This is a genomic window from Prosthecobacter sp. SYSU 5D2 (assembly GCF_039655865.1).
Lineage (GTDB): Bacteria > Verrucomicrobiota > Verrucomicrobiia > Verrucomicrobiales > Verrucomicrobiaceae > Prosthecobacter.
In genome coordinates this window covers 108382-121993 of record NZ_JBBYXL010000007.1, presented here as the reverse complement: position 1 = coordinate 121993, position 13612 = coordinate 108382, and the positions used below count along the sequence as shown (strand labels likewise).

The 13612-nt window shown below is 58.9% G+C and carries 8 protein-coding genes; 7 read left to right on the top strand and 1 reads right to left on the bottom strand.

The genetic code is table 11. The features are described from left to right. Positions 1-17 precede the first annotated feature (17 nt). Positions 18-1433: a 3-isopropylmalate dehydratase large subunit gene (gene leuC, locus WJU23_RS13270; RefSeq protein ID WP_346333309.1), complete on the bottom strand. Its 1416-nt coding sequence runs from the start codon at positions 1431-1433 to the stop codon at positions 18-20. Between the two features lie 371 nt (positions 1434-1804). Between leuC and WJU23_RS13265 the strand changes: the two genes are divergently transcribed. The 7 genes from WJU23_RS13265 to WJU23_RS13235 all read left to right on the top strand — a co-directional run bounded on the left by WJU23_RS13265 (position 1805) and on the right by WJU23_RS13235 (position 13577). Then, the gene (locus tag WJU23_RS13265; protein ID WP_346333066.1) at positions 1805-4393 is read left to right on the top strand and encodes a hypothetical protein; all 2589 of its coding nucleotides are present in this window, start codon (positions 1805-1807) and stop codon (positions 4391-4393) included. 18 nt (positions 4394-4411) lie between these two features. Continuing rightward, positions 4412-4960, top strand: coding sequence for a hypothetical protein (locus tag WJU23_RS13260; protein ID WP_346333065.1), 549 nt, complete (start codon positions 4412-4414; stop codon positions 4958-4960). 54 nt (positions 4961-5014) lie between these two features. Further along, positions 5015-5548 carry an adenine phosphoribosyltransferase gene (locus tag WJU23_RS13255; protein WP_346333064.1) on the top strand — a complete coding sequence of 178 codons (534 nt, stop codon included), beginning with the start codon at positions 5015-5017 and terminating at the stop codon, positions 5546-5548. Positions 5549-5578: 30 nt separating this feature from the next. Beyond that, complete coding sequence (gene glnD / locus WJU23_RS13250; protein ID WP_346333062.1) at positions 5579-8353, top strand: [protein-PII] uridylyltransferase; 2775 nt, start codon at positions 5579-5581, stop codon at positions 8351-8353. Between the two features lie 106 nt (positions 8354-8459). After that, entirely contained in the window at positions 8460-9440 is a 981-nt protein-coding gene (locus WJU23_RS13245) for a trypsin-like peptidase domain-containing protein (RefSeq protein WP_346333061.1), read from the top strand. After that, positions 9437-11263 (top strand): hypothetical protein, encoded by a 1827-nt coding sequence (locus WJU23_RS13240; protein WP_346333060.1) that lies wholly within the window; start codon positions 9437-9439, stop codon positions 11261-11263. Before WJU23_RS13245 ends, WJU23_RS13240 begins: the two co-directional genes overlap by 4 nt. Positions 11264-11309: 46 nt before the next feature. Then, the gene (locus tag WJU23_RS13235; RefSeq protein ID WP_346333059.1) at positions 11310-13577 is read left to right on the top strand and encodes a VCBS repeat-containing protein; all 2268 of its coding nucleotides are present in this window, start codon (positions 11310-11312) and stop codon (positions 13575-13577) included. Positions 13578-13612: the final 35 nt, after the last annotated feature.

Below are 13612 nucleotides of genomic sequence, written 5' to 3'. Positions count from 1 at the left end.
GTCAATAAACTTTAAACTCAGCCCGCGATGGAGAACACCTCGCGTGCATCGGCGATGCTGCCGGTGAGAGCCGCCGCAGCCACCATCACAGGAGACATCAAAACGGTACGCCCAGTGCTGCTGCCCTGGCGGCCCTTGAAGTTGCGGTTGCTGGAGGAAGCACAAAGCTGGTCACCGATGAGCTTGTCAGGGTTCATCGCCAGGCACATGGAGCAGCCTGCGCCACGCCATTCGAAGCCAGCCTCAGAGAACACCTTGTCCAGACCTTCCTGGCGTGCCATGGCATCCACGATCTGCGATCCTGGAACAGCAATGGCTTTCACATTCGCCGCCACTTTCTTGCCCTTGATGAACTTGGCCACTTCGCGGAAGTCGCTCAGACGGCCGTTGGTGCAGGAGCCGATGAAAGCCACATCAATCTTCGTTCCCTTGATCGGTTCGCCGCCAGAAAGCTTCATGTAGTCCAGGGCATCCTGGATGGAGATGCGTGCAGGCTCGGTCGTGGCGCTTTCCGCCGTGGGAATGTTTTCCGTCACGGAGATGGCCTGGTCGGGGCTGGTGCCCCAGGTCACCGTCGGAGGAACGTCTTCCGCGCGGATGTTGACGATGTCATCATACTTGGCATCAGCATCAGAAGCGGTCAGGCGCCATTTGGCCACCGTGGACTCCCACTCATCGCCTTTCGGGGAATATGGGCGGCCTTTGAGGTATTCAAAAGTCGTATCATCCGGATTCACATACCCGCAGCGGGCACCGCCTTCGATGCTCATGTTGCAGACGGTCATGCGCTCTTCCATCGTGAACTCGTCAAAGACATTGCCACCGTATTCATAGGCATAGCCGACCCCACCACCAGCGCCCAGCAGGCGGATGATGTGCAGGGCCACGTCCTTGGAATACACGCCTGGGCGCAGCTTGCCGTCCACATTGATGCGGCGGACCTTCATTTTGCCCAGCGCCATCGTTTGTGTGGCAAGAATGTCCCGCACTTGTGTCGTGCCGATGCCGAAGGCGATGGCACCAAAGGCACCGTGTGTCGCCGTGTGGGAGTCACCGCAGGCGATGGTCGTTCCTGGCTGGGTGATGCCCTGCTCAGGCCCCACCACGTGGACGATGCCCTGCTTGCCGCTGGCCAGGCTGAAATACGTCACGCCAAATTCCTTGGCGTTCTTGTTCAGCTCCTGGATCATCGCCTCGGCGAGGGGGTCGGAAAAAGGGGAAACCTGGCTGTCTGTCGGCACGATGTGATCCACCGTCGCGAAGGTGCGGTGCGGGTAGGCCACTTTCAGATTCAGATCGCGCAGCATGCCGAAAGCCTGCGGGCTGGTCACTTCGTGCACAAGGTGCGTATCAATGAGAAGCTGCGTCTGTCCGTTGGCGAGAGTTCCGACGACGTGTGATTCCCAGACTTTTTCGAAGAGTGTTTTGCCCATGTGCAGAGTTTTGTGGGTGGAGAGCATAACATACGAACGGCCGGGGGCAAGGCGCGTGTGAAAGTTCTGGTCTCCATTGGTCAGCGCAGATCAGGTAGGGTGCACAGTCAAGGGACAGCTAAAGCCACCCTGCAAAGTTTATAAAATCAATAAAAAGCATCGTTTCCGCAAAGATTAAGAAATTAATAATAAAAATTCTGAGGCAGAAGATTAAAGAAGCAATAGCGTTCAAAGAATCGGAGAAACTTTTCCAACCTCTTCCGGTAAAGCTAGTAATCAGGCATTTAATCTGTTACCAATTTGGTAACATCAAAATATCGCCTGGGCTAATGCCTTATTATATTATGAAACCATCAGTATTCTCGATTTGGATGTATCGCCCGCTCAGAGCGTCATGTCTAAACCTTGCCGCTGCGGGCCTGACAGGTCTGGCCTGGATGTTCAGCCCGGTCGTGGCGGATGCCGCCGCTCCCAAGCCTGATCATACCATCACCGCAGGTGAAAACTACTCAGAAAAAATCGCCTTTGTGAAAGTGGACAACGCCAAGGTTTATTACGTCAGCAGCGCATCCACCTATTCCGCGAGAGCTGTCATGAAACTGGGAGAGACGGACCTCTCCCAGGCAGATGAAAAGACCCATGTGGATTTCACCCTCGGTAAACTGGAACTGCATTATCTCCTTGGAGATGATCCCAAGTTCGCCCCAGGAAAAAAGAGGGCCAGATTTGTGGACAAGGTGCTCAATGAAAAAGGAAAGCCGGTCAGCACCCGCACACTCACCGTCTCATGGAACAAAAAGACGCTGACTGTCTCGGTCCGGGGCGCCACCCGCTCCGGACAGGCAGATGCGCATCCCTTCCTCCGGGCGGACGGCTTTTCCGGATATCCCAAGGGGGAGATTTCAACGTCTCTGTCCTGCCTGGTCATCATGGGACCGATGAACGGCATGTATTCTTCCATCCCCATGAAGGGAAAGGCCAACACCCGCACGGTCACTCCCAAGGACAAAGTGCCTCGCACGCTGACCCGGGCAGGCCTGAAGGGCAAGGGGCCGGGAGATCTGGGCGCAGCACCTGCCCGTGGCATCGCCGGCACGGACACGGTCTTGGATTCGGAGCCAGTTGATCCCAATGCCGGCAACACTCTTGAGGTTGAAACCGGGCCGCTGGCCGGACTCAGGGTGGTGGTGCCGGCCGGGGCGATCCCGTCCCCGAGTACTTTTTCCCTGGCGCGCAACAGCATGACACTGGTGCCAAATTCAGGCCGCTATCCAGGCCATACCATCAATATCAAGACAGATGGGGCGACAGATTTTAACGAGCCTCTGCAAATCACCGTTCCCATTGAGGACGATGACAGCCTGATACCCGTCCCCTATTACATTGATGAAAACGGGTTTTTGCAGGTCTGCCAGATCATCTCCATTGACCGCAATGCGGACACCATGACCTTCGAGACCTTTCATGCATCCTTTTTCACCTGGATCTATGAGCAGTTTGCCGGAGTGGGAGAGTTTGCTGGTGCCACAGATTTCCTGGGCTCGCGAGATGGCTTTCAGGTGGTCAATGTCAGTTCCGTTTACAATCCCGGCGGCGAATGTTTTGGGATGGCCGCTTTCGCGCAGTGGCATTACACAAATGCCGGCGGCGGCCTGTTTGACAGATACATGGAGAATCTGCCCCTGCCGCCTCCTCGTGTCAGCGTCATCGCCCAGCAGGTCATTGCCACACGCGCCCACACCTCCATGAGCCGGGTCTGGAATGAATACGTTCCCGGCATTCAGCAACGTCAGAACCTCGGCGGAGCCGAGAAGTACGCTGCCATCAAAAATGTCCTCGAAAATACCGCCCGTCCTACCATCCTTTACCTTTACAGTGCGGCCAGCCACAACGGAGCCCATGCCGTCCTGGCGACGGACCATAACAACTCCAGGCACCTGAAAATCAATGACCCCAACCTGCCAGGTCAGGAACCCTCCGCAGAAGTCGGCGCTTTGGGCAGCCTGACCTATGGCGACTATGCAGGGGTTTGTCTCATCGGTGACGGCAGCTTCCAAAAGGAGCCTCTGCGTGAGATCTACCGGGATGCAGAAAACGGCTTTGGTGGTAACGCGGCGGCCCAGATCAACATCACCAGCCATAGCGATGGCGCCACCGTTACTGACCGTACCGTCGTCGTGTCCGGCCAGATCCTCAGCGGGCAGATGCTGGTGGCCCGTCTGGAGATGGTTTTAAACGGCACCACCACCTTTGAAACGGACGTCTCGTCCACCGGCTTTTTCTCCGTTCCCATCAGTCTCGTCAGCGGCTCCAATCGTCTCACCTTCAGGACCAAAGGGTACAACGGGGATGATCAGCTGGTTGATGTGCCCAATACCCAGCTTCTTCCATTTGAGCTGCTTTACGAAAACTCGGCCGCTATATTGGTCACGCTTTCATGGAACACAGACGATACGGACCTGGATCTGTATGTGATTGACCCGCAGGGGGACTATTCAGCCTATTACAACAAAGTAACCGCCGACGGAGGCGAACTCGATTACGACGATACCAATGGCTTCGGCCCTGAACACTGGACCCTGGACACCAGCGATACAGTACGTTGGGGCCAGCCCTACCAGGTGCGCACCCATTATTATAGTGATCACGGCCGCGGTGGAACCACCACCCTTCCCACCCGCTGGACGGTCACTGTGCTTCTCTATGAAGGCACGCCCCGTGCTCAGACCTTCACTTACACTGGCGTCCTGGCGTATGACAACAGCAGCAATAACGGCCCTTTGAGCACTGGCGCTGACTGGGCCGATGTCTGCACCGTCACTCCGGTGGAAACCTCTGAGGCCCTGGGCATCGCCCGTGTGCGGATGAGCGCGCGGGGCATTCCGGACATCGTCGTCCCCGTCCCATCGCTGGAGCAGCAGGCTGCCATCAAGGAGGCGGGCCGGCATCTGCCACGTTAAATGTACCCTTCGATGTTCATGACATCCGCCTGGAGATGGGGTGGCGCCTGTCTGGCTCTGGCCGCCAGTGGAGCCGTGTGTGATGCTGCTCCGCCTGACAGCCCCCCCCGCCGTATGGCCAAGCCTGTGATCTATCAATCTGGCCCGGAAACGGTCCTGGTGACAGGGCGCGCAGGTCCGGCTGGCACCGTCATCCAGGCCCGGTTGCCGCTGCCCGCCACGGCCGGGGAGGGGCTGGTCCTCACCGTGCCGTCTGGCAGCTTGGCGCGGGAGACCAGGATCACCCTTTCAGTCAATGCCGGTACGCTTTCCCTGAGATCCGGCGTGGCGGCAGAGACAGTTTTCCGGATTGCAGCGGAGGGTGTCAGCTCCTTTGAAAAGCCCGTTCTCTTAAAGGTATATTACGATGCCGTACGCTGGAAAAACCACATCCTGGTCGGATACGCCATCGGACCAGAGGGGGAGCTTTCCCCCGTGGATTTGGGAACACAGGATCATCGCAAAGGGGAAGCCCTTTTTTATACACGGGTGCCGTTGCTGTTTACCTGGGCGTATGTAAAGGCCTGAACTCTCCCGCCTTCGCCCTTGCATCGGCGCGGTGGCCCGGCACACTGGCCCGGTATGTCTCCCGACTCCCTTGAACGCCTTCGCACCACCATCCGGGATGTGCCGGATTTTCCGCAGCCCGGAATCCTTTTCAAGGACATCACCCCGGTACTGGCGGATGCGGAACTCTTAAAATCCGCAATCAGCGGTATGGCGGAGGTTTTTGCCGGGCAGCAGGTGGACAAAGTTGTAGGCATTGACGCACGCGGATTCATCTTCGGTGCCATGCTGGCCCAGGCGCTGGGGGCGGGCTTTGTACCGGTGCGTAAAAAAGGCAAGCTGCCCTGGAAAACACGCGGGGTGGATTACAGCCTGGAATATGGCACCAACAGTGTGGAAATACACCTGGATGCCCTGGCCCCCGGGGAGCGCGTGGTGCTCGCGGATGACCTGCTGGCCACCGGCGGCACCGCTGGCGCGGCTTTGGAGCTGATTCGCGAATCCGGGGCAGAACTGCTCGGTTCCGTATTTTTCATTGAACTGGCCTTCCTTTGCGGTCGGGAAAAGCTGGAGGGCCGGGGGCCGATCCATTCATTGCTGACATTTTAAGCTCGACTGCCGACCTGCCCTTTCCCCTTCATGACTGAACAGGAGTATCAACGCCGTCTCGAGGCGGCAGGCCAAAAAGTGTTTGGAAAGGACGTGCCCCTGCCTCGCGGACGCACGGAGACCCTCAAGCTCTGCAAACGCTTCCTGCGCCTCAAGGAGCAGCGCATCAAGCAGCGGCACCGCGCGGGTGCCGGCGGTGTGGAGATCTGCCGCATGCGCTCGGATGTCACGGATTACATTGTCCGTCTCCTGTGGCAGGAGTGCCTAGCCACGCTGGAGCCGGCATTTAGGAAGAAGCTGAACCTCAGCGTCGTCGCCCATGGAGGTTATGGCCGCCAGGTCATGAGCCCGGGCAGTGATGTGGACCTCACCTTCATGCTGCCGGGGAACAGCTCCAGCGTCTCCACCGACGTGGCCAAGCTCATCGGCGATTTCCTGCTCTACTTTTACGACATGAAACTCAAGGTCGGCCATGGCACCCGCAGCGTTGGGGACTGTCTGAAGCTGGCCAATGAGAGCATGGAGACGAAAACCGCCCTTATGGAAGCCCGTTTCCTCTGCGGCAAGGAGGATGCCATCAAGGAATTCCGGGAGCGTTTTAACAAGGAGTGCATGGAAGGCCGCGAGGCGGAGTTTCTCAAGCTGCGCCAGGAGGATCTGGCCTCCCGCCATGGCAAATACGGTGGCACCAACTGCGTGCAGGAACCCAATGTGAAAAATGGCTGCGGAGGCCTGCGAGATTACCAGAATCTCATCTGGATGACCTATGCCAAGCTGGGCACGCTGAATCCTCATGACTTGGTCAAAAAAGAGCTCATGACCCCCGCAGGCTGGCGGGAGCTGGAGCAGGCCTATGATTTCATCCTGCGCACGCGCAATGAAATGCACTACACGGAGAAACGCGCTAGCGACATCCTCACCCTCCGCCTCCAGGGCTTCGTCGCCACCAATCTGGGCTACCGCCACAAGCGCATCCTCCGCCGGATCGAGGCCTTCATGCGCGAGTATTATACCGCCACCCGCGACATCCTGCAGCGCAGCAGCGAGGTTATGGACCGGTTTCACCTCCAGGCGCTGGATGATGAAAGCACCCGCAAAGGCCTGCTCAGTTTCATGGTGCGGCGCAAGACGGCGCAAAAGCGGGCAGATAAATTCGATGGTTTCATCGCCAGAAACGAGCGCCTCTATGCCGAAGAAAAAACGCTTTTCAAAGATGATCCATCACGGCTCATGCGCCTCTTCCTGCACACGCAGAAGCGCCATTTGCGGCTCAGTCCGGAGCTTTTCCAGATCGTCCAGGAAAGTTTCCGCCTGGTGAACGCCAGCTTCCGGTATAACAAAGGCATCCGCGAGACTTTTGAGGCCATCCTTTCCAACAAGGGAGATGTGGCCCGCGTGATGCGCCAGATGCACCGCGTGGGTTTTTTGGGGCGTTACATGCCGGAGTTTGGTGCTCTGACCTGCCTGGTCCAGCATGAGTTCTTCCACCGCTACACCGCAGATGAGCATACGCTGCGCACGCTTGACATGCTGGATGAGCTCAGCGGTCCGCCCAAAGCCGGGCTCAGCCTTTACCAGACCCTCTTCCATGAGGTAAACCAGCCTTCCATCCTTTACCTGGCGCTGCTTCTTCATGATGCAGGCCGCGCTGCCAATGCCAAGGCGCACGATGCGGAAAGCACCCTCATGGCCGATGCCGTCTGCCGCCGACTCCAGATCAAAGGCGAGCGGCGCAAGATGCTTCTGTTCCTGGTGGACAACCACCTGCTGATGTACCGCACGGCCACCACCACTAATCTGGATGACCCCAAGGTCATTGGCGAATTCTCCCGCATCGTCCGCACCAAGGAATATTTGGACGCCCTCTTGGTCATGACCTATGCGGATTCCAAAGGCACCAGCGAGGCGAGCTGGTCCGGGTACAAGGAGGCGTCCATCCGCCAGCTATATCACAACACCCTCCAGTTCATGGATGCCCCGGCGGACTTCATGCGCCGCGCCGCCGTGCCCATGGATAAAGTGCGAGCCGAGGTGGTCAAAGAACTTGGCCCCGATTTTGATCTGGAAATCAGCGCCCACTTCCAGTACATGCCGCGCAGTTATTTCAACTTCCGCGAGACGGCCCAGATCGCCGAGCACATCCGCCAGTTCCGGCAGTTCTTCACCCAGTTGATGAAGGAGGAGGCCGAAGCCGGCCTGCTTTCCGTCATGACCTGGACCGACCATGTCGAGCAGGGTTATAGCGAACTCACCGTCACCTGCTGGGACCGCCATCTTCTCCTCGCCCGCATTTCTGGTGCCCTCTCGGCGGAAAGCATCAACATCCTCAGTGCGGACCTCTACCAGCGCGGGGATAACGTCGTTCTGGATATCTTCCGGGTCTGCAACACCAACTTCGCCGCCGTGACCAGCAAGACGGCCCGCCAGCGGGTGGAGGCCTCCGTCAGGCAGGCCTTCCTGGCCCAGAAGTTTGACTTTGGTCAGGCCATAGCCAAAACCCGCAAATCCCTCCCCGGTTATGACGAGGTGATGGCTGAGATTCCTCAGCGAGTTTACATCAACAACGAGCTGTCACCGGACCAGACGATCATCGAGCTTCAGGTCGTGGACCGTCTGGGGCTTTTGTATGACGTCTTCATGGCCATCGGCAACATGGGCCACAACGTCACCCATGCCCGCATCGGCACGGAAAAGGGCGTCGCCATTGACTCCATTTATGTCCAGGATGAAAATGGACGGAAGCTCAAGGACCGGGAAATTCTGGACGCCCTGCAAAGGAGAATCGAAGAAGCGGTATTCGGCTGACGAAGGCGGTGAAATTTGGCACGCATCTGGGACCCGGACCCCAATAAACGCGTTTTTCTACACAAAATCCTCGTATCCCGCCTGCCTCTCGCTAACCTCCCGACCCGTGATCATAAAAAGGACCAGGGGTATTTGGGGAGCGCTCTTTATCAGCGTTGCAGGCAGCGCCATTTTTGCAGCCCCGCCCGTCAAGGTCACTCTCAAAAACGGTGCCCAGGTGCAGGGAGAGATCCTGCGCGAGCGGGATGACGTCCTCATGCTGGACCTCGGTTTTACCGTCTTGAACGTCCCCCGGCAGGAGATCGCCGCCCAGGAAGTCACCGGTCCGCAGAAGCAGGCCGCCGCCAGCGTCGTCCAGGGAGAGGACATGTATTTTGTCGAGCCTGGCAGGGAGCCTCTGCCCATGGATAAAAATGTCCTGAGAGTCGGTGAAGCCGTCGTGCAGATCCAGACCTCTTCCGGCCTTGGCTCCGGCTTCATCATCAACCGCCTCGGCCACGTTGTCACCAACCAGCACGTCATCGCCGGAGAGCGCGAAATTTCCGTGGTCGTCTATCGCGAGAAAAATGGCGGCCTGGAAAAGCAAGTGTTCCCCAAGATCCGCATCATCGCCATGAACGGTTTCCTGGATCTCGCCATCCTGCAAATTGATGATGTTGCCGCAAAAAAGCTGTCCTTTGTGCCGCTGGGCGATTCGGATCTGCTCACGCAGGGCCAGCCGGTTTTTGCCATCGGCAGCCCCCTGGGGCTGGAGCGTTCCGTTTCCCAGGGCATCGTCAGTGTGCGCGCACGCGAGACCCGCGGTGCCTGGTCCATCCAGAGCACCACCCAGATCAATCCAGGCAATTCCGGCGGCCCCCTTTTCAATGCCCGGGGGGAGGTGGTGGGCGTTAATAACATGAAGCTCGCCGGTGTGGGCGTGGAGGGCCTCGGCTTTTCCATTCCTGCCAACTTGCTGAAACAATTCCTGAAAAACCGGGATGCTTTTGCTTTCGACCCGCGCAATCCCAACAGCGGCTTCCGTTACCTCAGTCCCCCGGCCCCAGCCTCTGCCAAATCTCCTAAACCCCAAGACCCCCAGTCATGAGACGCCCCCCTTTCCACACCCTTTTTGCCTTGCTCAGCCTGGCCTGCACCTTTACCGCCCGTGCGGACAAGCTGGACGACTGGTTCAAGCTCCTTCCCAACAACACCGTCGGCGTCATCGCCATCAAAGATGTCCCCGAGCTCATCGCCGACTGGGACAAAAGCAGCTTCGCCAAGCTCATGGAGGACGAGGAGTTTAAAAAATGGACCGCCCCGATGATGCAGGATGGCGAGGCCCCCTGGGACAAGGCTTTTAAAGAAAATGGCGGCGAAGGCCTCCGTGATACCCTCTCCCGCTACCCCGGTGCCAGCATGGCCTTTTTTATGGGTGATGGCCCTGAAGATTTCACCGGTGAAAAACCACCCCTTTGCTCCCTCAGCGATGCCACAGGCCGGGAGAAAGAGCTGGAGGAAATGAAATCCCGCGATGTGGAGGCTGCCATCAAGGAGGACGACACGCTGAAACTGCGCACGCAGGATGTCTCCGGTGTCACGATCCACATCCTCGCGGCGGCAGATGATGCCGAAGAAGGCTGGGCGGACGGCTACGCTTTTGTGGATGGCACCCTCATTGAGGCTCCGTCTCTGAAAGACATGGCCTATCTCATCACCGCCCTGAAAAGCGGCTCTGGCGAAGGCTCGGAAGTGGTCAACAGCCACTTGGTGCGCCTGGCTGCGCTCACCGGGGGCCACACCGATGTTCTCGTTTATATGAATGGCGAGATCCTCATAGAATGGGCAGTTGCCGCCGCCAAGGCCGCCGCTTCCAGCTCAGAAAGCGCCATGCCCGTCACCCCGGATTCCATCATCGCCGCCCTGGGGGTGGAGGAGTTGCAGTCCCTCGCCCTCGTCCTGGACATCACCGATGAGCAGTCCCGCATGGAAATGGCCGTGCTGCATCCTGAGAAGCCCGCAGGTCTGGTCAACCTCATGCGCGGCACTGATGGAGAGGTCAACCTGCCTGCATTCATCCCCGCCGGCGTGCTCAGCGGCAGTGTTATGCGCTACAGCATGGTGGACCTTTGGGACAACCTCCTTGGCATGATCAACAAGCTCGGCCCCATCGCCGCCATGGCCACCATGCAGCTTGGCGGTGCCGAAGCCCAGGCCGGCATCAACCTCCGCGATGACTTCTTTGCCAGCCTCGACAGCGAATACGTTGAGGTCACAGACGGTACTCTGGACAAGCAGAGCCAGGTGCTCGCTTTCAAGGTCAAGGACCGCGAGCGTTTCGGCGGTGCTCTGGAGGGCGTGAAGCGCTTTGCCGGTGGCGGTTTTGCCGCCTTTGAGGAGATTGAATACATGGGCTCGCAGATCAATGTCATGAAGTCCGCCAATGCCCAGCCAGGTGGCACTGAGCTGGCCTTCTGCCTCACGGATGACTATTTCCTTTTCAGCACCGGACCCCAGGCGCTGCTGAAAAAAATCCTCGCGCGCATGAAGGAGCCTGTCGGTCCCAGCATTTGGGAAAATGACCGTGTCCAGGACCTCATTGGCCGGCTGCCTGCAGGTTATTCCGGCCTCGGCATCGCCGATGGCGGTAAGATGATGAAGGTCATTGTGGATGCCATGGGTATGGTCCAGGACCAGGCTGCCAAGAAGACCAAGAAAAAATCCAAGACCAAAAAGGGCAAAGGCAAAGGTCCTGGATCCGGCATCACCGAGGATGCTGCAGAAGACGAGGCCCAAGAATGGTTCGACCCCAACGCCACCCCGTCTGATGACATGTGGAAGCGTTACTTCGGTACCAGCATCAGCGGTTATTACAGCCCGGCAGATGCCATCCATTACCGCAGCGTCACCACCCCTGTCGCAGCTCCTTGATGTAGCCGCGCTCGCAAGAGCGTGCCTCTCCTTGATTCCCTCCATTATGCTCCGCCTCCTTCTCCTCGCCGCCCTCAGCGTTCAGGCTGCGGAGCCCTCCGGCCTCTATTTTGACGGCCCGGAGGTCCTCAAGCTGGACTGGAACACCTCCAGCCCGCGCGCCGGTGATTTTAATGGAGACGGCTTGCAAGACCTTGTCCTCCTCAACCAGGACCGTGCCCGTATTGAGTTCCTGCTTCAGCGCAAGGACGGCCCGCAGCCCGGCCAGCCGGAGCGCATGTCCCGCACGGACCGCTGGAATCCCGTGCTGGAAATTTCCCGCCTCAAAAAAGAACCCCTCGTCATCGGACACAGCGCCTGGTCATTGGCTGTGGGGGACTGGAATGGCGACGGCCGCCCGGACATCGCCTACACGACGGACCAGGACAAGCTCGTGCTGCGCACCCAGGGCAAGCCCGGCGACTGGAGCCAGAAAAAGGAGTTTGTCCTCGATTCCACCGCCGATGATTCCGATGTCCTCCTCGCGGTGGATCTCAACGGTGACGGTCGCCATGATCTCGCCCTCCTCACGGAGACCCGGCTCATGCTCTGGCTGCAAGATTCTCCAGGCACCTGGAGCGAACCCAAAACCTACGTTCTGGGCGAGAGCGGTTGTGGGGGGCTCCGTTTTGGGGATCTGAATGGCGATGGCAAAACGGACCTGTTTTATACCGCACCAGATGCGGATGCCCTCTGGGTCCGCCTGCAAAAAAGCGGCACCAGTTTTGGGGAAGAGTGGCGTCTGGAAATGCCGGAAAGCCGCTGCTGGGTCCATCCTGTCCGTCTGGGTAAAGAAACCGGTCTCGCCTGGATCCGCAAGGACACAGGCATGGTGGAAATCTCCCGTCTCACCACCGCCGCCACCGAGCCGGATTCCGACCGCGCCGCCACCATCCGCCACGCCATGCCCTCCACCGGCAGCAAAGGAGGGGCCACTGCCTATGGCGACCTGAATGGTGACGGCATCCAGGATGTCGTCCTTGCCGAACCCAAAAACGCCCGCCTCTGGTTCTTCGCCGGCCGTCCAGGCGGCACCTTTGCGGAGGGACGTGAGTTTCCCGCTCTCAGCGGTATTGACGGTCTTGACATCGCTGATGTGGATGCCGATGGCAAAGCCGAGCTTCTCATCCTCAGCCCGGCGGAAAAAAGCATTGGCCTGTCCCGCTGGCGGAAAAACCGTCTCACTTATCCGGAGGTCATCCATCAGACCCCGGACACCCTGCTCACTCTCCAAACTGGACGCGTGGGGGAGGCAGCCCAGCCTGCGGTGCTGGCCCTCACCGAGGTCAAAAGCAAGATCAGCCTCCTGTCCCTGCGCTGGAATGCCGCAGAGAAAAAATTCGTCCCCACTGCCCAGGAACTTCCGAGCTCGCCCATCAAGCCCAACGGCCTGCGCATTGTCGATGCCAACCAGGACGGCCTGGGGGATCTCGCCGTCTTTTCACCCATCGCCTCCATGCAGCTTCTGCTCAGTCAGAAGGATGCCAAAACCCCCTTCAAGCGTGCCGAAGGCCTCCCGGACAATTTACTCAACAAGCTTGCCCCCACCGCCTTCAGCACCGCCGATCTGGATGGCGATGGCAAGCCGGAGATCATCATCGCCCGGGACCAGATCGCCCGCGCCTTCCGCATCGGGACGGATGGCAAGGCTGTGACGGTGGAGCAGTTCAACGCGCCCGATTCCACCGCCCAGATCAGCTCCGTCATCAGCCTTCCCGGGCAGGACCGCCCCACCGTCCTCCTGGCGGATACGGCCAATGGCAAATTGTATGAGATGACCCCTGGCAGCGATGCCGTCTATCGAGCCAGCCATACCCACGCACTGTCCAGCCTCACTCCGGATGAAACCCATCTCATCACCACCGGCCAGGACGTCGGCCTCCTCCTCATCTCCAAAACCAGCTTTGAAATCACCCCGCTCCATGGCCGCGCCCTCAAGCTGGAGACCATAACTACCCTGGACAGCGAGCTGAAGGACACCTCCGCCACCGACCTCCTCATCGCTCCCTTCACCAATGCCGGCACCGATGACCTCATGCTGGTGGATTCCGGTAAAAGCCGCGTGCTTGAGATCCTCCAGGCCGATCCCCAAATGCCCCACACCTGGACCAGCGCCCTCTACTTCCGCGTCTTCGAAACCGACCCTCAGTATCGTGGCAAAACCGGTCTCGTCAGCGAGCCTCACGACTACACCGCCATTGACCTCAATGGCGATGGCCGGCTCGACCTCGCCCTCCTTGTCCACGACCGGCTCCTCCTCTACGTCAGGAAGTAACGGCCTCCCTGCCATCCGTAGGCCGGTATGTGTTC